The organism is Micromonospora sp. NPDC126480 (assembly GCF_040302465.1).
Lineage (GTDB): Bacteria > Actinomycetota > Actinomycetes > Mycobacteriales > Micromonosporaceae > Micromonospora.
Genome location: NZ_JBEORU010000005.1, coordinates 17,096 through 36,264, shown reverse-complemented (window position 1 = coordinate 36,264; position 19,169 = coordinate 17,096). Strand labels below are relative to the sequence as shown.

Sequence of the window (19,169 nt, the reverse complement as noted above, 5' to 3'; positions counted from 1 at the left end):
GCGGAGGCCGACAAGCGGTGAGACGGTCGGCGCAGGACCTGATCGACCTGGTCATCGAGCCGGGGACGTGGGTGTCGTGGGACGGGCCGATCGCCGATCCGGCCCCGCTCGATCCCGGTTACGCGGCCGCCCTGGCCGGCGCGCGGCGGGCGACGGGCGTCGACGAGGCCGTCGTCACCGGCGCGGGCCGGCTGGGCGGCCGGCGCGTCGCCGTCGTCGCCGGCGAGTTCGGCTTCCTCGGCGGCTCGATCGGGGTCGCGGCGGCCGAGCGGCTCACCCGGGCCGTCGAGCGGGCGACCGCCGAGCGGATCCCGCTGCTCGCCGCGCCCGCGAGCGGCGGCACCCGGATGCAGGAGGGCACGATCGCGTTCCTGCAGATGGTCAAGATCAGCCAGGCGATCACCGCGCACAAGGCCGCGGGCCTGCCGTACCTGGTGTACCTGCGGCACCCGACGACCGGGGGCGTGTACGCGTCGTGGGGCTCCCTCGGGCACCTCACGGTCGCCGAGCCGGGCGCGCTGATCGGCTTCCTCGGGCCCCGGGTGCACGAGGCGCTGACGGGCTCGCCGTTTCCGCCCGGCGTGCAGGTCGCCGAGAACCTCCACAGCCACGGCCTGATCGACGCGGTCGTCGCGCCGGAGCAGGTGGCGCCGCTCGCCGCCCGGGCGCTGGCCACCCTCTGCGCGCCACGCCGCCGGTCCGGCACGCCGGTCCCGCCGGAGGAACCACCCGGCGAGCCGGATGCCTGGGACGCCGTCCGGCGGTCCCGCCGAGCGGAGCGTCCCGGAATCCGCCGGCTGCTGAGACACGCCGGCCGGGACGTGGTGCCGTTGCACGGCACGCAGAGCGGCGAGACCGGAGCCGGGGTGATCGTGGCGCTGGCCCGTTTCGGCGAGGCCCCGGCCGTGGTCGTCGGGCACGACCGGCGCGACACCCCGCCCGACCCGGCCGGCCTGCGGGCCGTCCGGCGGGGGTTCAAACTCGCCGCGGAGCTGGGCCTGCCCGTTCTCACCGTCGTCGACACGCCGGGCGCCGCGCTGTCCGCGCAGGCGGAGGAGGGCGGCCTGGCCGGCGAGATCGCCCACTGCCTCGCCGACCTCGTCAACCTGCCGGTGCCCACGCTGTGCGTGCTGCTGGGTCAGGGCAGCGGCGGCGCCGCCCTCGCCCTGCTGCCGGCCGACCGCGTCGTCGCCGCGGCGCACGGCTGGTTGTCGCCGCTGCCGCCGGAGGGCGCGTCGGTGATCCTCCACCGCTCGACCGAGCGGGCGGCCGAGGTCGCCGCCGCCCAGGGCATCCGTGCGCACGACCTGCTGGCCGGGGGCATCGTGGACCGGATCGTGCCGGAGCGGCCGGATGCCGCCGACGAGCCGGAGGCGTTCCTCGGCCGGCTGGGGGCGGTGCTGGCGCACGAGTTGGCCGGCCTGCTCGACGCCGACCCGGAGACCCGCCTGCTGGCCCGCCGGACCCGCTACCGTCAGCTCTGAACGACCCGGCAGAGCCCGAGCGTCCAGGTCGTACGCACAGCGCTGGACCGGCGTGGCCGGCGCGGCGCGCCGCCCGCGCTAACCGGGCCGCCCGACCGGCACCGGTTCGCGGCGGCGCAGCACCATCGCGACGGGGAAGAGCAGCGCGAAGCCGGCAAGCGACGTGACGATCACCATGACCACCGTGTCGTGGTCGGCGAAGCCCTGGGTCGCCATCACGGTCGCGGCGGCGATGTTGCGCTGCGAGGTGCCGAGGCCGAGTACGGTGCGCGCGTTGCGGTCCCGGCCGCCGAGCAGGTAGCCGAGCCCGAACGCGCCCGCGATCACCAGCAGGGCCGGCAGGATCGCTCCCTCGACGAACAGGGCGATGATCGTCGAGACGTTCGCCAGCGTGGTGGCCAGGACGACCACGACCAGCGCGAGAGTCGAGACCCGGCGGGCCGGCGGTCCCCACCGCCGGGCCGGCGCCGGCCAGCGGGAGTTGACAAGCAGACCGGCGGCGAGGGGCAGAAGCATGGTCAGGAACAGGGGCAGCGCGAGGGCACCGACGGAGACGTCGGCTTCGGGCAGCACCCGGGGTACCACGACCGGGGCGTACACGACGGTGGCGGGCAGGAGCAGCACCAGCAGCGTGGCGCTGAGCGCGACGTCCGACCGCGCCACCTCGGTCAGCGTGATCAGAAACGGGGCGCCGGCCGACAGCGCCACCAGGATCAGCCCGGCCGCCAGTGGTCGGTCGAGCCGCCAGAGCCACAGGACGCCGAGCGCGAAGACAGGGACCAGCACGAAGTTGGCGACCAGGGCCCGCGCCAGCGCTCCCACATCACGTAGCGGACCGAGGATCTGCCGGGCCGAGTGGGCGAGACCGACCGAGAGCATCGAGGTCACGGCGAACACCAGGACCGCCAGATCCGCCACCGTGGCGAGGACAGCACGCATCGTCCGATCAGCCCCTGGTGACCGGCGACATCGTGGTGGCCATGGGCGCTATTACCTGCCTGCCGCGCCTTCTAACCTCGTCCGCACCGGTCAACCGAGCCGTCCTGGCCAGGCGAGCGCGGAAGTGGCGGGGGTTGCCACTGTGAACGATCATCGAGCACACTCCCCTGACCGGCCCGCCGGACCCCGGGGGCCCGACCGAGCAGGGGACCATGCAGCCGTCGCGTCCGGAACCGACACCACAGCGCTCGATCTGGATGTGGGCTGGCGCCGCGGCGGGGCTCGCGCTCGCCGTCCTCATGTTCCTCAACAGCGGCGGAGGGCGGGTCCCGGCCGCGGCGAACCAGCCGGTCACCGACACCTTCGCGGTCTCCGGCACGGTGGTGCTCGGCGCTGCCGCGGCCTTCATCCGGGACGACCATGGTGGCTGCGCCGGCACGGGCGCCCACGCCGACGTTGTCGACGGTGCCCTGGTGCTCGTCGCGGCCGCCGGCGGGTTGGCCGCCGGGAAGTTGACCGAGCCGCAGGCGCTCCCCGACGGCACCTGCCGATTCCGGTTCTCCGTCGACCGGGTGCCGGCCGGACAGGACGCCTACCTGATCATGGTGGCCGACCGGGAGCCACGCCAGCTCACCGAACCGGAGCTGACCGGCCCCCAGCTGAGCCTGCGCATCGACTGAGCCGGGTCAGGCGGGACGCAGGTGGCTGCGCCGGTTTGCCCGCCCCGCCTCGTACGCGGCCCGGGCGGCCTGTGCGTCCGCGGTGGTGGAGACCTCGGCGACCGGGACGTCCCACCAGGCCCCGGCCTCGGGACCGGCCTGGAACCGGTCGGTCCGCACGAGCACGACCGTCGTCCGGGGCGCCGCCTTCGCCGTCGCCAGGGCCGCCTCAAGCTCCGCCATGGTCGACACCCGGATCAGGTCGGCTCCGAGGCTGGCCGCGTTCGCCCCGAGGTCGATCGGCAGCGGACCCCCGCCCCGGTCGGTGTACGCGGTGCCGAGCCGGTACGCGCCGACGCTCTCCGACAGCCGGCCGATCGAGGCGAAGCCGGAGTTGTCGACGAGCACCACGACCAGCTTGACGCCCTCCGCGACCGCGGTGGCCAGCTCGCTCGGCAGCATCAGGTAGGACCCGTCGCCGACCAGCACGAACACCTCGCGCTCCGGCGCAGCCAGCTTCACCCCGATGCCACCGGCGATCTCGTAGCCCATGCAGGAGTAGCCGTACTCCACGTGGTAGCTCTTCGGGTCGCGGCTGCGCCACAGCCGGTGCAGGTCGCCGGGCATCGAACCGGCTGCGCACACCACCACGCCACGGTCCCCGGCGGCGTCGTTGACCGCGCCGATGACCGCGGTCTGGCTGGGCGCCGCGTCCGCGCCGGCGTGCCGGGCGGCGTCCGCCACCTGCGCCCACCGATCCCGCAGCCGGGTCACCGACTCCCGGTACTCCGGCGGCGTCTCCCAACCGGAACAGGCCGCGTCCAGAGCGGCGAGACTCTCGCGGGCGTCGCCGACCACCTGCGTACCGGACAGTTTCGCCGCGTCGAAGCCGGTGACGTTCAGGTTGACGAACCGCACGCCCTCGCCGAACAGGGTGCCGGAGGCGGTGGTGAAGTCGCTGTAGCGGGTGCCCACCCCGATCACCACGTCGGCCTCGGCCGCGATCCCGTTGGCCGCGGTGGTCCCGGTGACGCCGACCGCGCCGAGGGCGAGCGGGTGGTCGTACGGCATCGCGCCGGTGCCGGCCTGGGTCTCGGCGACCGGCACGCCGTGGTCCTCGGCGAACCAGCGCAGCACCTCGGTCGCCCCGCTGTAGATCACCCCACCGCCGGCCACCACAAGCGGCCGGCGCGCCGCCCGGACGATCCCGGCCGCCCGGGCCAGCGCTGCGATGTCCGGCAGCGGCCGGGGCACGTGCCAGACCCGCTCGGCGAACAGGTCGTCGGGCCAGTCGTACGCCTCGGCCTGCACGTCCTGGGGAAGGGCCAGGGTCACCGCGCCGGTCTCCGCCGGATCGGTAAGCACCCGCATCGCGGCCAGCAGCGCCGCGGGTAGCTGTTCCGGCCGGTTGATCCGGTCCCAGTAGCGGGAGACCGGCCGCAGCGCGTCGGTGACGCTGACGTCGTAGGAGCGCGGATCCTCCAGCTCCTGGAGCACCGGGTTGGCCGCCCGGGTGGCGAAGATGTCGCCGGGCAGCAGCAGCACCGGCAGCCGGTTGATGGTGGCGCCCGCCGCGCCGGTGACCAGGTTCGTCGCGCCCGGCCCGATCGACGTGGTGCAGGCCAGGGTGCTCAACCGGTCGGTCATCCGGGCGTACGCGGCGGCCGTGTGCACCATGCCCTGCTCGGTGCGGCACAGGTGGTACGGCAGGTCCGCCCCGGCGGAGGCCAGTGCCTCGCCGAGGCCGGCGACGTTGCCGTGGCCGAAGATACCGAAGCAGGCCGGGACGAGCCGGCGCCGCTGCCCGTCGCGTTCGGAGAACTGCCGGGCGAGGAACGTCACGACCGCCTGCGCCACCGTCAACCTGGGCATCACGCCTCTTTCGTTCCGGGCCGGGTCAGCGGCAGCCGCGGGTCGACCGGCTGGCCGGCCCAGCTGCCCCGGATCCAGCCGTGCCGGGGATCGTCCACACAGGCCATGGTCCGGGTGACGCCGGGCCCGGCGAGCACGTTGAGGTAGTACAGGTCGTAGCCGGGCGCCGCCATCGACGGCCCGTGGTAGCCGTACGGGACGAGGACCACGTCGCCGGTGCGCACCTCGGCCAGCACGTCGATCGGCCGCTCGGCGGTGCCGTAGACGCGCTGGTAGCCCACCGGGCCGTCGCCGGGCCTGCCGCCGGCCACCTCGAAGTAGTAGACCTCCTCCAGCGCCGCCTCGACCTGCCCGTCGTCGTGGGTGCGGTCCTCCTCGTGCTTGTGCGGCGGGTACGACGACCAGTTCCCGGCCGGGGTGAGCACCTCGACGGCGACGAGCCGGTCGCAGTCGAAGGCCTCCGGCGCACAGAAGTTGTTGACCTGCCGGCTGGCCGGCCCCGCGCCGCGCAGCTCGACCGGCACGTCCCGGGCCGCGCCGTAGCGGGGTGACAGCCGACGGGTGGCCCGCGCCGAGGGCAGGGCGAAGCGGCCCGCGCCGCGGATCGTCGCCGTCGCGTCCCGGGGCAGGTAGGCGAAGTCGGTGACCGCGGCGAACACCGACTCGCGCCCGGTCAGGTTGAGCCGCAGCCCGTCGCAGTGCACGCTGGCCGCGCCGGCCAGCGGCACGACCAGCATCTCCTCGTCGCCGGTGACGAAGGTCAGCTCGCCGCCGGGGGGCAGGGTGAGCACGCGCAGCCCGGCGTACCGCCAGCCGGCCCACTCGGGGGTGACCTCCAAGGCCCAGGGCGGGCGGGCGGTGCCGCCCCAGGGCAGGTGCGCGTCGGCGGTCCTCACGCGTCCTGCCCGGTGGGCAGCAGCGAGCCGGCGAGGTCCACCGCGGCGGCCACGTCGTCGTCCGGCGGGTAGAGCAACGCCCGGCCGACCACCAGGCCGCGTACGCCGGGCAGCCGCAGGGCCCGCTGCCACCGCGCGTACACCACGTCGGGCGCCTCCACCGGGTCGCCGCCGAGCAGCAGGACCGGCAGGGTGGTCGCGGCCGTCACGCGCTCCATCTCGTCGACGGCCGGCAGCTTCAACCAGGTGTACGCGCTTGTCACGCCGAGTGCCTGCCCGACGCTGACGCCCCTGATCACCGCCTCCGGGCGCAGGTCGACGCTGACCCGGCCGCCGGCGCGGGTCACCCACAGCGGCTCGACCAGGGCGATGGTGCGCCGGGCCGCCAGCGCCGTGACCGCCTGGGCGCAGGCCTGCAGGGTGGAGGCGGTGCCCGGGTCGTCCGGGTCGATGCGGCAGAGCATCTTGCCGCCGTCGTAGCGCATCGCGGCGATGCTGTCGGCGTCGTACGCGGTGAACCGGTCGTCGAGTTCGAAGGTGGCGCCGGAGAGGCCGCCGCGGTTCATCGAGCCGATGGCGAGCCGGTTCTCCAGCGCCCCGAGCAGCAGCAGGTCCTCCAGGATGTCCGGGGTGCCGAGCACGCCGTCGACGCCGGGCCGGGACAGCGCCAGGCGCAGCCGGTCGAGCAGGTCGGCCCGGCCGGCCATGGCCATCGGCCGGTCCCGTACGCCGAGGGCGCCCCGGGCCGGGTGGTCGGCGGCGATGACGAACAGCGGCCGGCCGGGCTCGGGCCACGGCCGGCGGGTACGCCGGGCGGCGGCTTCGGCGATCGCCTGCGGCCGGTGCGCGCGGGTGCGGGTCAGCGCGTCGTACTCGGTGCTCACCGGTCTTCTCCTGTCAGGACGGCGGTCGGCGCGGTCGTGGCGTCCCCGGCCAGCGCCGCGGTCTCGGCGTAGTGGGGCATGGCGGCCGAGCAGGCCAGTCGGGAGGCGACGATGGCACCGGCGGCGTTGGCGAAGCGCAGGGTCCGCTCCAGCGGCCAACCGCGCAGCAGCCCGAGGCAGAGCGCCCCGCCGAAGGCGTCACCCGCGCCGAGCCCGTTGACCACGTCCACCGGCACCGGCGGCACCCGTACGCTCTGCTGCCCGGTGCGGGCGAGCACCCCGGCCGGACCGAGCTTGACCACGGCGAGCCCGGGACCGCGTGCCAGCAGCAGGTCCGCGGCCCGGTCCGGGTCGCGGGTGCCGACCGCGACCTCGACCTCGTCCAGGTTGCCGACGGCGACGGTGACCTGGGGCAGCACCTCGGCGACGGCCGCGCCGGCGGCGGCCCGGTCCGGCCAGAACATCGGGCGGTGGTCCAGGTCCAGCACGGTGTGCGGGTGGCCGTCCCGGGCGGCCAGCGCGGCGCGGTGCGCGGCGCGGCTGGGCTGCTGGCACAGGCCGGTGCCGGTGAGCCAGAAGACCCGGGCGGCGGCGATCGCGTCGAGGTCGAGTTCCTCGGCCCGGATCTGGAGGTCGGGTGCGGTCGGGGTGCGGTAGAACCAGAGCGGGAAGTCGTCGGGCGGGAAGATCTCACAGAAGGTGACCGGGGTGGGCAGCCCGTCGACCGGGCGGACCTGGCTGTCGTCCACACCGAACTCGCGAAGGGCCTTGTGCACGTAGTGGCCGAAGGCGTCCGCGCCGGTACGGGTGATCACGCCGGCCCGCAACCCCTGGCGGCTGGCCGCGACGGCGACGTTCGTGGGGCTGCCGCCGAGGAACTTGCCGAAGGTCTCCACCTCGGCCAGCGGCGTGGCGATCTGCAGCGGATAGATGTCCACCCCGACGCGGCCGATGGTGAGCACATCGAGCATGCGGCGCCCTTCGTCCCGGCCGGCGACGGCGCGCCCGCCAGCCCGCTTTCGTCCTTGACAGGTAACAGTGCCCTGCGAGTTGTGTCAATGTGTTGTCATGACATCCGCCCTCTCCGCGCGGTGACCGCTTCGGTACAGTGGCGCCCATCCCCCCGAGATCCCCGCGCTTCGCACAGCGAGGAGGTGCCGTGAGCGGCCCCGAGATCGCGGTCGACCGGAGCAGCCCGGTCCCGCTCTACTTCCAGGTCGCCGAGCAGTTCGCCGCCGCGATCCAACGCGGCGACCTGGCACCCGGTGACCGTCTGGACAGCGAGTTGCAGCTGGCCGACCGGCTCGGGTTGTCCCGCCCGACGGTCCGGCAGGCCATCCAGCACCTGGTCGACAAGGGGCTGATCGTGCGCCGCCGCGGGGTCGGCACCCAGGTGGTGCGGGGCGAGGTACGGCGCTCGGTCGAGCTGACCAGCCTGTACGACGACCTGCGGCGCGCCGGCCAGCGACCGTCCACGTCGGTGCTGGAACTGGCCACCGTGCCCTGCCCGGCCGAGGTCGCCGCCGCGCTCGGCGTGCCCGCCGACAGCGAGGTGCGGCACCTGCGCCGGCTGCGGTTCGCCGACGGGGAGCCCCTCGCCGTGATGGAGAACTGGCTGCCGGTCGACCGGGTGCGGCTCACCATCGACGCCCTGCAGAACAACGGCCTGTACGGGATCCTGCGCGCGGGTGGTGTCCGGGTCCGCGGTGCCCACCAGCGCATCGGTGCCCGGGCGGCGACCGGGGCGGAGGCGCAGATGCTCGGCGAGCGGCGCGGCGCGCCGGTGCTCACCATGACCCGCACGGCGTACGACGACCAGGGGCACTACGTCGAGCACGGCGCGCACATCTACCGGGCCAGCCGCTACTCGCTCGAGGTGACCGTCGCCGAGCGGTGACGGTAGATGTTTCACGCCCATTTCAGTGACAGGTATTTACGTCGTCAGGCTGTCATGACATTGTGGCCGCAAGCACCGCCGGCGTCGGGGGACCTGCGGCCGGCGGGCGACCCGCGAGTCTCTTCGAAGTCTCTCCTTGCGAAGGGAAGCAGCCCATGTCAGCCAAGCCGAGACACGCAGCGGGCGTGCTCGCCGCGTTCACCGCTGTCGCCCTCGCCGCAACGGCGTGCGGCGACTCGTCCGAGCCCGCCGGCAAGGACGCCAAGAACATCACCCTCACCATCTCGGCCAACGCGATCGCCGGCGGCAAGAACGCCGCGGGTGCGGAGTGGATCGAGAAGTGGGTCATCCCGAGGTTCGTCGAGGCGCAGAAGGCCAAGGGCGTCACCGCCAAGGTGACGTTCGTCCCCAGCGGCGTCGACGACGAGCAGTACAAGACCAAGCTGGCCCTGGACCTGCGCTCCAAGGGCGGCGCCGACGTGATCGCCGTGGACGGCATCTGGGTGGGCGAGTTCGTCCAGGCCGGCTACCTCAAACCGCTGTCGGAGGTGGCCGGCGACCAGGTCGACGCCTGGGAGGGCTGGTCGCAGATCCCGGAAAGCGTACAGGGCCTCGGCAGCTTCGAGGACAAGCGCTACGGGATCCCGCTCGGCACCGACGGCCGCGTCCTCTACTACAACAAGAAACTGTTCGCCCAGGCCGGCCTGCCCGCCGACTGGCAACCGACGAGCTGGCAGGAGGTCCTCGACGCCGGCGCCAAGCTGAAGGCGTTGCCCGGGGTGACCCCGATCCAGATCAACGCCGGCACGGCGATGGGCGAGGCGACCTCGATGCAGGGCGCGCTGCCGCTGCTGGTCGGCGCCGGTGGCGAGATCTACAAGGACGGCAAGTGGGCCGGCGCCAGCCAGCCGGTCAAGGACATGCTCGACCTCTACAGCAAGGTCTACGGCGGCGGCCTGGGCGACCCGAAGCTCCAGCAGGAGGCCAAGGGGCGCGACAAGTCCTTCGCCGAGTTCGCCGCCGGCAAGATCGGCATCCTCGCCGAGGGCGACTACTTCTGGCGCAGCGTGGTGAACCCCAAGGACGGCATCGCCAAGATGGCCGACCGGGACGCCACCGTCGGCTACGCGATGATCCCCGCCAAGCAGCCCGGCGCCGGGATCCGGGGCCAGGACTTCGTCAGCATGTCCGGCGGCGGCGTGCGGGTGCTCAACCCCAACTCGAAGTTCCCGTCCCAGGCCTGGGAACTGCTGTCGTTCATGCACTCGGCGGAGGCGGTCAAGGCCGAACTGGCCGGCGCCACCCGGATCACCGCCCGCACCGACGTCAACAAGGACGTGCTCGCCGCCGACCCGATGCTCAACTTCGTCGCCGAGAAGGTGCTGCCGCTCACCGCGTACCGGCCGCCGCTGGCGGTCTACCCGCAGGTCTCGGTCGCGCTGCAGGAGGCCACCGCCGAGGTGACCGCCGGAAAGAGCGTGGACGAGGCGGCCGCGGCGTACCAGAAGAAGGTCGAGGGGATCGTCGGTGGCGCAGGCAACGTCACCTCCTGACGAACTGGTCGAGGGAGCGCGCCCGGTCCCGGGCGCCTCCCCCGCCCCCGACGCCGCCGGGCTCGGGCGGGCCCGGGCCACCGGGTTCCTCGTCCCCGCCATGGCGCTGATCCTGGTCTTCCTGGTGGTGCCGGCGGTCTGGACGATCTACCTGGGAATTACCAACTACCGGCTGACCGGCCTGGCCGCAGCCAACCCGGAGATCGTCGGCCTGGACAACTACACCAGGGCGCTGGGCGACGAACGGTTCCGCACCTCGCTGCTGCTGACCCTGCAGTTCGTCCTCGGCTCGGCGGTCATCGGCCAGGCCGGGCTCGGCTTCGCCATCGCCTTCGCGCTGCGCGACCGCCGCGGGCCGCTGCGCCGGGTGGTCGAGGGGTTCGTCCTGCTGTCCTGGATCCTGCCCAGCTCGGTGGTCGCGTTCCTGTGGATCGCGCTGCTCGACCGGGACGCCGGCACGCTCAACGCGCTGCTGGGCATCCCCGGGATGGCCTGGCTGCTCGACTACCCGATGCTGTCCATCATCATCTTCAACACCTGGCGCGGCACCGCGTTCTCGATGATGCTCTACGCCGCCGCGCTGGAGAACGTCCCCCGCTCCCACCTGGAGACCGCCCGGCTGGCCGGCGCCTCGACCTGGCAACAGTTGCGCGACGTGGTGTTCCCCCGCATCCGCGGGCACGTGCTGACCAACCTGCTGCTGATCAGCCTCTGGACGTTCAACGACTTCGCGCCGTTCCTGATCACCGCCGGCGGCCCCGAGCAGCGATCGGAGATCCTGCCGGTCTACGTCTACAAGGTGGCGCTCTCCGGTGGTGAACTCGGCTTCGGCGCCGCGATCTCGTTCGTCATGCTGCTGATCAACCTGGTCATCGCGCTCGTCTACCTGCGCCTGCTCGGCCGGCGGAAGGAGTCGGCGTGACCGCCACCACCGCACCGCCCGCGCCCGCCACCGAGCCGACCGGCGAACGGCCCAGGGCCGCGATCCGGCACGTGCTCGGTCAGATCGGTCGCTACACGTTCCTCTGCGCCGTGCTCGGCTTCTTCGCGCTGCCGCTGCTCTGGCTGGCCACCGCCCCGTTCGACGACACCCCGACGGTCACCGCCTCGCTGCCGCAGTTCACCCTGGACAACTTCCGCACCCTGCTGGACAACCCGTACGCGCTCAGCTCGCTGCTCAACTCCGTCTACCTGGCCGGCGGCACCGCCGCCCTGGTGGTGACGTTCGCCGCGCTGGCGGCGTACGCGCTGAGCCGGGTCCGGGTGCCCGGCCGCGACGCGTTGCTCTACGGGCTGCTGCTGCTCTCGTCGATCGTGACCGGCACCGCGACCATGGTGCCGCTGTTCGAGCTGGCCTTCCGGCTCAACCTGATCGACTCCCGCCTCGGCGTGATCCTGATCCTCAGCGGTGGGCTGCTGCCGGCGGCCATCTTCATCCTCAAGGACTTCATGGACTCCACCCCGACGTCCTACGAGGAGTCGGCCCGCGTCTTCGGCGCCAGCCCGCTGCAGATCATGCGGCACATCGTGGTGCCGGTGGTCCGCCCCGGTCTGGCCACCGTCGGAGTGTGGGCGGTCGCCAACGTCTGGGGCAACTTCCTGGTGCCGTTCCTGCTGCTGCGCGGCCCGGACAAGGCACCCGCCGCGGTGATCATGTACACCCTCTACACCGAGGGCGGCCAGGCCGACCTGCGGCTGCTCTCCACCTTCTCGCTGCTCTACTCGCTGCCGGTGGCGCTCATGTTCGTCTTCGTCAGCAGCCGGTACGGGTTCCGCTTCCACGGAGGGATCAAGCGCTGATGTCCGCCATCACCATGCGCGAACTGACCAAGGTCTACCCCAACGGGGTACGCGCCCTGGACGCCCTCGACCTGGAGATCGCCGACGGCGAGTTCTTCGCCCTGCTCGGCCCGTCCGGCTGCGGCAAGACCACCCTGCTGCGCACCATCGCCGGGCTGGAGGTCGCCTCCGGCGGCAGTGTGCGCATCGGCGACCGCGACGTAACAAACCTGCCACCCGGCAGGCGGGACGTGGCCATGGTCTTCCAGGACTACGCCCTCTTCCCGCACATGACCGTGCAGGACAACATCGCGTACCCGTTGCGGATCAAGAAGGTCGACCGGCGGGAGCGCGCCGGCAAGGCCGCCGAGACCGCCGACGAGCTCGGCCTGTCCGGCCTGCTGCAGCGCCGCCCGGGGCAGCTCTCCGGCGGCCAGCAGCAGCGGGTCGCGCTCGCCCGGGCGATGGCCTGCCACCCCCAGGTGTTCCTGCTCGACGAGCCGCTGTCCAACCTCGACGCCCGGCTCCGGCTCGAGGCGCGGACCTTCCTCAAGCGGCTGCAACGGGAACTGGGCGTCACCACCGTCTTCGTCACCCACGACCAGGCCGAGGCACTGGCCCTGGCCGACCGGATCGCGGTCATGGAGGGCGGCCGGATCCGTCAGGTCGGCACGCCCACCGAGGTGTTCCGCCGCCCCGCCAACACCTTCGTCGCCGGGTTCATCGGCTCCACCCCGATGAACCTCGTCGACGCCCGGGTGCACGGCGGCGAACTGGCCGTGGGTACGGCCCGGCTGCCGCTGCCCGAGGACGCCCACGGCCGGGTCACCGACGGGGAACGGCTGGTCTACGGTGTCCGCCCGGAGTACCTCGACTACTCCCCCGCCCCGGTGCCCGGCGCGCTCACCGGGCGGGTCGTGGTCGTGGAGAACCTGGGCAGCGTCTCCCTGGTCTCCCTGGACGTACCCGCGGGCGACACCGCCGGCGACGGCCCGGACGCCGCGGGCGACACCGGCGCCGGCCGGACCAGTCTGCAGGTGGTCGTCGCGGAAGGCCGCGAACCCGAACCGGGCGACACCGGTTGGGTGGTGCCCCGACCCGGCCGGTCCCTGCTCTACCGCGACGGGTACCTGGTCACCGACGGCGGGACGGCGAGCGTGCCGGCCCCCCGCGCCGGTGCCGGCGTGCAGGGCTGACCATGGTCGTGCACCGCGGCAGGTGGACCCTGCAGGACCGGGCCGACGACGTGATGCGGGCCCTGCCGGTCACCGTCGCGCCCGGCACCGCCGCCCTCACGGTCCGGCTGGACTACCCGCGGGCGGCGGGCGTGCTCGACCTCGGCTGCGCCGGCCCGGCCGGCTTCCGCGGCTGGTCCGGTGGCGCCCGGGACGGCTACACCGTCACCGCCGACTGGGCCACCCCCGGCTACCTGCCGGGTGAGCTGGAACCCGGCGAGTGGCAGGTGCTGCTGCGGCTGCACCGCGTCCCGCCCGACGGGCTGGACTACGAGGTCACCGCCACCACCAGCAGCACTCCGCCACCGGCACCCGAGCCACCGGCCGCGCCGGCTCGCCCCGACCGGCCGCCCCACCGGGACCTGCCCGACGTCGACGGCCGGCGGTGGCTCCCCGGTGACCTGCACGCGCACACCGTGCACAGCGACGGCGCGTACACAATCGACGAGCTCGCCGCGCTCGCCGCCTCCCGTGGCCTGGACTTCCTCGCCGTCACCGACCACAACACGGTCAGCCACCACCGGTGGCTGCCGGCCGCCTCCGCCCGCTACGGCATCACCCTGCTGCCCGGTCAGGAGGTGACCACCGACCGGGGGCACGCCAACGTCTTCGGCCCGGTCGGCTGGGTCGACTTCCGGCGACCACCCGACGAGTGGCTCGCCGCCGCGCGACGCGACGGCGGGCTGATGTCGGTCAACCACCCGCTCGGCGGCGACTGCGCCTGGCGCCAGCCGCTGGCCGACCGCACCCCGCTTGTCGAGGTGTGGCACTCCGGCTGGTGGGACCGCACCTGGGGCGCTCCGCTGGCCTGGGCGCGGGCGTGGCGCGCCGACGTCGTACCGGTCGGCGGCAGCGACTTCCACCGACCCGGCGCCGACGCGCTGCCCGGCTCCCCCACCACCTGGCTGCTCGCCGACACCGACGTCCCGCCCGGGGACGCGGTGCTGGACGCGCTGCGCGCCGGCCGTACCGCCGTCGCCACCGACCCGGACGGGCCGCTGCTGGTGCGGCTGGGTGACGAGTTGCTGGCGCTCGACGCCGACGGCGCGCTGCTGGCCTACCCGGACGGGCGGCACCGGCTGGTCCGTGGCGACCGGTGCCGGCTGCCGGCCGGCGACGGACTGCACGTCCTGGAGTCCCACCGCATGGAGGTGATCGCACTGTGCAGCTGAGCGGACGCACACGGGTGGCCGGCGCCCCCGTCAATTACGGCATCTACCGGCCGACGGACCCGCCCGTCGGCGCGGAGGACCTGCTCGCGGCGCTGGCCGACGACGGCTACACCGGGGTGGACTCCGGCCCGATCGGTTACCTCGGCACCGGCGTGGCCCTGGCACGCCGGCTGGACGCGGCCGGCGTCGGGCTCGCCGGCGGCTGGGTGGACCTGCGCTTCGCCGATCCGGCCGGCTTCGCCGAGGACCTCGCCCAGCTCGACGCCGCGCTTGACGTGTTCACCGCCGTCCCGGCGGACGACCCCCGGTTCGCGCCCCGGCCGACCCTGGCCTGCCCCGGCAGTCCGGCCCGGATGGCCCGGCCGGGCACCCCGACCGACCTGGCGTCGGCGCTGCCCGCCGCGGCCTGGCCGGACTTCGCCGCCCGGGTGCGGCAGGCCGCCGACCGGTGCCGCGACCGCGGCCTGGAACCGGTGTTCCACCACCACCTCGGCACCGACGTGGAGACCGAGGCGGAGGCCGACCGGCTGCTCGAACTCACCGACATCGCCATCTGCCTGGACACCGGGCACCTGACGCTGGCCGGCGGGGACCCGGTGGCCGCGGTACGCCGGTGGGCCGGCCGGATCGGCCAGGTGCACCTGAAGGACGCCGACCTCGCCGCCCACGCCCGGGTCCGGGCGGCCGGCGGTGGGCTGATGGACGTGGTCGCCGCCGGCGGCTTCTGCGCGCTGGGCCGCGGCGACGTGGACCTCGCCGGGGTGCTCGCCGGCCTCGACGACATCGGGTACGCCGGCTGGCTGGTGATCGAACAGGACAGCCCCGAGGACGGGCGGGACCTGGACCGGATCCGCGCCGACCAGCACGCCAACCTCCGGTGGCTCGAGGAGGCGCTGCGATGACCGAGCCGGGCAAGCGGGTCCGGATCGCGGTGGCCGGGCTGGGCGTCATCGCCCGCACCGTGCATCTGCCGCTGCTGCTACGCCGGGGCGACCTGTTCGAGGTCGTGGCGCTGGCCGACCTGTCCCCGTCACGGGTCACCGAGCTGGGCGGGCGGTACGGGGTCGAGCCGGCCCGCCGTTACACCGACGCGGTCCGGATGGTCACCGACGGCGGGTGCGACGCCGTCCTGCTGGCCACCTCCGGCTCGCACGGTGAGCTGGCCGCGACCGCGCTGCGCGCCGGGCTGCCGGTGCTGTGCGAGAAACCGCTGGCCTACACGCTCGCCGAGACGGACCGGCTGGCCGAGCTGGGCAGCGGCGGCGCGACGCTGATGGTCGGCTACATGAAGCAGTACGACCCGGCCGTGGCCGAGGCCGCGCGGTTGCTCGCCGACCTCGGTGGGGCGGAGGCGGTGCACGCGGTGGAGGTGACCGTGCTGCACGCCGGCGGGGACCGGCAGCTGCGCTTCGCCAACCTGCCCCCGGCCGCCGCCGACGTGCCGGCCGACGAGGCGCTCCGGTTCGCCGCCGCCGACCGGGCGCTGCTGGACGCCGCCGTCGGCACCAACCCGGCCGCACACACCCTCTACCGGATCCTGCTCAACAGCATCTCGCACGACCTGTCCCTGCTGCGGCTGTTCACCGGCGCACCGGCCACCGTCGAGCACGTGGCCACCTGGCCGCTGACCCCGGACGGTCCGGCCGAGCCGTCGGTGGAGATCAGCGGGCGGCTGTCCAGCGGCGCCCGCTACGGCATCCGGTGGCTCAACCTGCCGGACTACCCCGCCTACCGGGAGACCGTCACCGTGCACCACGCCCGAGGCTCACTGGAACTGGTGTTCCCGTCGCCGTACCTGCTCAACGCGCCCACCACGCTGACGGTGGTCGAGGACCACGGCGGCGGCGAGCGGCGGGCCGCGTTCCGGTCGGTGACCGAGGCTTTCGAGCAGGAACTTGTCGCGTTCCACGCGATGGTCACCGCGGCCGCCGCGCCGCTGACCGGCATCGCCGAGGGCGCGCAGGACGTACGGACCAGCCAGCAGGTGGTACGCCGCTACGGTGAGCTGACCGGGGCGGCGATCGGCGGAGAGGCGGCGAGCCGATGACGCGACCGACCGAGATCATCGTGGTGCCACACACCCACTGGGACCGGGAGTGGTACGAGCCGTTCCAGCGGTTCCGGCTGCGGCTGGTCGCGCTGCTCGACGAGGTGTTCGACCGGATGGAACGCGACCACCGGCAGCGGTTCACCCTCGACGGGCAGCTCGCCGCGGTCGACGACTACCTGGAGGTGCGCCCGGAACGCCGGGAGCAGGTGACCGCCCTGGTGCGCGCCGGGCGGCTGGCGGTGGGCCCGTGGCAGATCCTGCTCGACGAGTTCCTCTGCTCCGGGGAGAACATCGTCCGCAACCTGGAGCGCGGGCTGAGCCGCAGCGCGGAGCTGGGCGGCGCCATGCCGGTGGGCTACCTGCCCGACATGTTCGGCCACATCGCGCAGATGCCGCAGCTGCTGGCCGGCGCCGGGCTGGCCCACGCCTGCGTGTTCCGCGGCGTGCCGGAGCGGATGCACCGTCACGCCTTCGCCTGGCAGGCGCCGGACGGCACCACCGTGCGCACCGAGTACCTGCCGGGCGGCTACGGCAACGCCGCCGGCCTGATGGACGACGCGGCGCAGGTCACCCGTCGGGCCGGCGACCTCACCGACCGGCTGGCCGGGTGGCGGTTCGACGGCGAGGACACCCCGGCGCTGGCCATGTACGGCACCGACCACGCGGCGCCGGCGCCCGACGCGCCCGACCTGCTCGCCGCCGCCGACCTCGCCGGGACGCGGCTGCGGCTGGGCACCCTCAGCGAGTACTTCGCCACCCAACCGACGAGCGTCGACGGCCTACCCGTCGTCCGGGGCGAGCTGCGCTCGCACGCCCGGGCCAACATCCTGCCCGGCGTGATCTCCGTCCGCGGCCACCTGAAGCGGGCGATGAACCGCGCCGAACGGCGGGTCGAACGGTACGCCGAACCGCTCGCCGCGCTGACCCACGACGGGTCGGTGCAGCGCTTCCTCGACATGGCCTGGACCCGGCTGATCGACGCCAGCTGCCACGACTCGGTGACCGGCTGCGGCTGCGACGAGACCGCCGAGCAGGTCGCCGCCCGCCTCGCCGAGGCCGACCAGCTCGGCCGGGCGGTCTGCGACCTGGTCGGGGCGCGGCTGGCCGGGGCCGTACCCCGGGACGGCCACCTGCTGTTCAACCCGACGCCGACGGCCCGTACCGCCCTGGTGCGCCTGGACGTGGAGGCACCGGCGGACAGCACGGTCGCCCTGGCCGACGCCGCCGGCCGCAGCGTCGCCGCACAGGTCCTCGACCGCAGCCGCACGCTGCTCGCCGACGACGTGGTGCCGGCGGCCGACCTACCGGCCGTCCTCACCCGGGTGCACGGCCGCGAGCTGTACGGCCAGGAGGTCACCGCCTGGTCGGTGTCGCCCGACGACGGCACCCTCACCTTCCAGGTCGCCCGGCACGGCGATCCCGAATTCGACGTGGCGGACGTCCAGCGGGCGCTGGCCGCCGCCGAACGGGCCGGGCCGTGGCGGGTCCGGATCCTGGCCGCGCCCCGGGCCACCGTCGCCGCCCTGGTCGAGGTGCCGCCACTCGGGCGCGCCGCGGTCCGGCCGGTGCCCCTGCCGGCGACCGCTGAGCCGGATGGCGTCCCGGTCACGGTGAGCGGTCGCAGCCTGGACAACGGGCTGCTGCGCGTCGACGTCGCCGAGGACGGCACCCTGGCGCTGACCACCTCCGACGGCGTCACGGTGGACGGGGTGGGCCGCCTCGTCGACGGCGGCGACGTGGGCGACAGCTACAACTACGCCCCGCCCGCCGCCGACGAACTCGTCGAGAAACCCCGGGCGGTACGCGTCGCGGTGCGCCACGACGGGCCGCTGGTCGGGGTGCTGGACGTCATCAGGGAGTACCGCTGGCCGGTCGCCGCGGACGTGGACGCGGGAGCCCGGGCCGTGGACCGCGAGCCGGTCACCGTCACCACCCGGGTCGAGCTGCGCTGCGGCGAGCGGTTCGCGCGGCTGCGCGTCGAGTTCGACAACCGGTGCGACGACCACCGGGTCCGGCTGCACCTGTCGCTGCCGTCACCGGCCGCGACGTCGTACGCGGAGGGCCAGTTCGCCGTCGTCGAGCGCGGCCTGACCGCGGAGGGCGGCGGTGGCGAGGTGCCGTTGCCCACCTTCCCGGCCAACGGTTTCGTCGCCGCCGGTGGGCCGGGCGGGGCCCTCGCCGTGCTGCTCACCCAGCCCACCGAGTACGAGCTGACCGACTCCGGCCGGGAACTGGCGGTCACCCTGCTGCGCGCGATCGGGATGTTGTCCCGTAACCGGCACGCCCTGCGTGACGAGCCCGCCGGTCCGCAACTGCCCACCCCCGAGGCGCAGTGCCGCGGCACGCGGACGGTCGAGCTGGCGGTGCTGCCGTACCGGGGCGCCTGGCACGAGGCCGGCGTTCTGGCGGCTGCCGAGACGTACCGGCACGAACTGCTGGCGTTCCCCGGCACCGCCGACCCGGCCACCGCGCTGCCGGCGCCGGCGAGCGGGCTCTCCGTCGACGGCCGGGGCGTCGTGCTGACGAGCGTCCGGGACCGTGCGGGCCGCACCGAGGTGCGGCTGGTGGCGCAGTCCCCGACGGAAACCACCGCCGTGCTCGGCGGCGCGACGATCCGTGGGGCGTGGCGGACCGACCTGCTCGGTCGGGACGGCGAACCGCTGCCCGTCGGCGGTGACGGGTTGGTGCGGCTGCCGCTGCGGGCCTGGGAGATCGCCACGGTGCAACTCGACCTGCCCTGACCCGCACA

The 19,169-nt window shown here is 74.3% G+C and carries 16 protein-coding genes; 11 read left to right on the top strand and 5 right to left on the bottom strand.

All coding sequences use genetic code 11. The annotated features are described in order from the left end of the window. Nucleotides 1-17 precede the first annotated feature (17 nt). Nucleotides 18-1,484 carry a carboxyl transferase domain-containing protein gene (locus ABTW87_RS06260; protein WP_350649059.1) on the top strand — a complete coding sequence of 489 codons (1,467 nt, stop codon included), beginning with the start codon at nt 18-20 and terminating at the stop codon, nt 1,482-1,484. Between the two features lie 78 nt (nt 1,485-1,562). Here ABTW87_RS06260 and ABTW87_RS06255 read toward each other — a convergent pair whose 3' ends face one another. Further along, the gene (locus tag ABTW87_RS06255) at nt 1,563-2,423 is read right to left on the bottom strand and encodes a bile acid:sodium symporter family protein (protein ID WP_350649057.1); all 861 of its coding nucleotides are present in this window, start codon (nt 2,421-2,423) and stop codon (nt 1,563-1,565) included. A gap of 212 nt (nt 2,424-2,635) precedes the next feature. Here ABTW87_RS06255 and ABTW87_RS06250 point away from each other — a divergent pair, with 212 nt between their 5' ends. After that, entirely contained in the window at nt 2,636-3,103 is a 468-nt protein-coding gene (locus ABTW87_RS06250; RefSeq protein WP_350649055.1) for a hypothetical protein, read from the top strand. 6 nt (nt 3,104-3,109) lie between these two features. Here ABTW87_RS06250 and iolD read toward each other — a convergent pair whose 3' ends face one another. From iolD to iolC, 4 genes are read right to left on the bottom strand one after another with little or no spacing between them, the layout of a single operon-like run. Continuing rightward, entirely contained in the window at nt 3,110-4,954 is a 1,845-nt protein-coding gene (gene iolD / locus ABTW87_RS06245) for a 3D-(3,5/4)-trihydroxycyclohexane-1,2-dione acylhydrolase (decyclizing) (RefSeq protein WP_350649053.1), read from the bottom strand. Further along, nucleotides 4,954-5,850, bottom strand: coding sequence for a 5-deoxy-glucuronate isomerase (gene iolB / locus ABTW87_RS06240; RefSeq protein WP_350649051.1), 897 nt, complete (start codon nt 5,848-5,850; stop codon nt 4,954-4,956). Before iolB ends, iolD begins: the two co-directional genes overlap by 1 nt. Next, the gene (locus ABTW87_RS06235; protein WP_350649049.1) at nt 5,847-6,734 is read right to left on the bottom strand and encodes a Cgl0159 family (beta/alpha)8-fold protein; all 888 of its coding nucleotides are present in this window, start codon (nt 6,732-6,734) and stop codon (nt 5,847-5,849) included. Before ABTW87_RS06235 ends, iolB begins: the two co-directional genes overlap by 4 nt. After that, entirely contained in the window at nt 6,731-7,705 is a 975-nt protein-coding gene (gene iolC, locus ABTW87_RS06230; protein ID WP_350649047.1) for a 5-dehydro-2-deoxygluconokinase, read from the bottom strand. The genes ABTW87_RS06235 and iolC overlap by 4 nt, the downstream gene beginning before the upstream one ends. 188 nt (nt 7,706-7,893) lie before the next feature. On the opposite strand from iolC, the gene ABTW87_RS06225 reads away from it, so the two are divergent. From ABTW87_RS06225 to ABTW87_RS06185, 9 genes are all read left to right on the top strand, one after another. Continuing rightward, nucleotides 7,894-8,631, top strand: coding sequence for a GntR family transcriptional regulator (locus tag ABTW87_RS06225; protein WP_350649045.1), 738 nt, complete (start codon nt 7,894-7,896; stop codon nt 8,629-8,631). Nucleotides 8,632-8,786: 155 nt separating this feature from the next. Continuing rightward, entirely contained in the window at nt 8,787-10,184 is a 1,398-nt protein-coding gene (locus ABTW87_RS06220; RefSeq protein ID WP_350649043.1) for an extracellular solute-binding protein, read from the top strand. Further along, the gene (locus ABTW87_RS06215) at nt 10,159-11,106 is read left to right on the top strand and encodes a carbohydrate ABC transporter permease (RefSeq protein WP_350649041.1); all 948 of its coding nucleotides are present in this window, start codon (nt 10,159-10,161) and stop codon (nt 11,104-11,106) included. The genes ABTW87_RS06220 and ABTW87_RS06215 overlap by 26 nt, the downstream gene beginning before the upstream one ends. Continuing rightward, complete coding sequence (locus ABTW87_RS06210) at nt 11,103-11,984, top strand: carbohydrate ABC transporter permease (protein WP_350649039.1); 882 nt, start codon at nt 11,103-11,105, stop codon at nt 11,982-11,984. The genes ABTW87_RS06215 and ABTW87_RS06210 overlap by 4 nt, the downstream gene beginning before the upstream one ends. Continuing rightward, nucleotides 11,984-13,159, top strand: coding sequence for an ABC transporter ATP-binding protein (locus ABTW87_RS06205; RefSeq protein ID WP_350649037.1), 1,176 nt, complete (start codon nt 11,984-11,986; stop codon nt 13,157-13,159). Before ABTW87_RS06210 ends, ABTW87_RS06205 begins: the two co-directional genes overlap by 1 nt. Nucleotides 13,160-13,161: 2 nt before the next feature. Continuing rightward, nucleotides 13,162-14,370 (top strand): CehA/McbA family metallohydrolase, encoded by a 1,209-nt coding sequence (locus ABTW87_RS06200; protein WP_350649035.1) that lies wholly within the window; start codon nt 13,162-13,164, stop codon nt 14,368-14,370. Continuing rightward, entirely contained in the window at nt 14,361-15,272 is a 912-nt protein-coding gene (locus ABTW87_RS06195) for a sugar phosphate isomerase/epimerase family protein (RefSeq protein WP_350649033.1), read from the top strand. The genes ABTW87_RS06200 and ABTW87_RS06195 overlap by 10 nt, the downstream gene beginning before the upstream one ends. After that, nucleotides 15,269-16,417 carry a Gfo/Idh/MocA family protein gene (locus tag ABTW87_RS06190; RefSeq protein WP_350649031.1) on the top strand — a complete coding sequence of 383 codons (1,149 nt, stop codon included), beginning with the start codon at nt 15,269-15,271 and terminating at the stop codon, nt 16,415-16,417. The genes ABTW87_RS06195 and ABTW87_RS06190 overlap by 4 nt, the downstream gene beginning before the upstream one ends. Next, a complete protein-coding gene (locus ABTW87_RS06185) occupies nt 16,414-19,161 on the top strand; it encodes a glycoside hydrolase family 38 N-terminal domain-containing protein (protein ID WP_350649029.1) in 2,748 nt (915 codons plus the stop codon). The genes ABTW87_RS06190 and ABTW87_RS06185 overlap by 4 nt, the downstream gene beginning before the upstream one ends. The last annotated feature ends 8 nt before the right edge of the window (nt 19,162-19,169 follow it).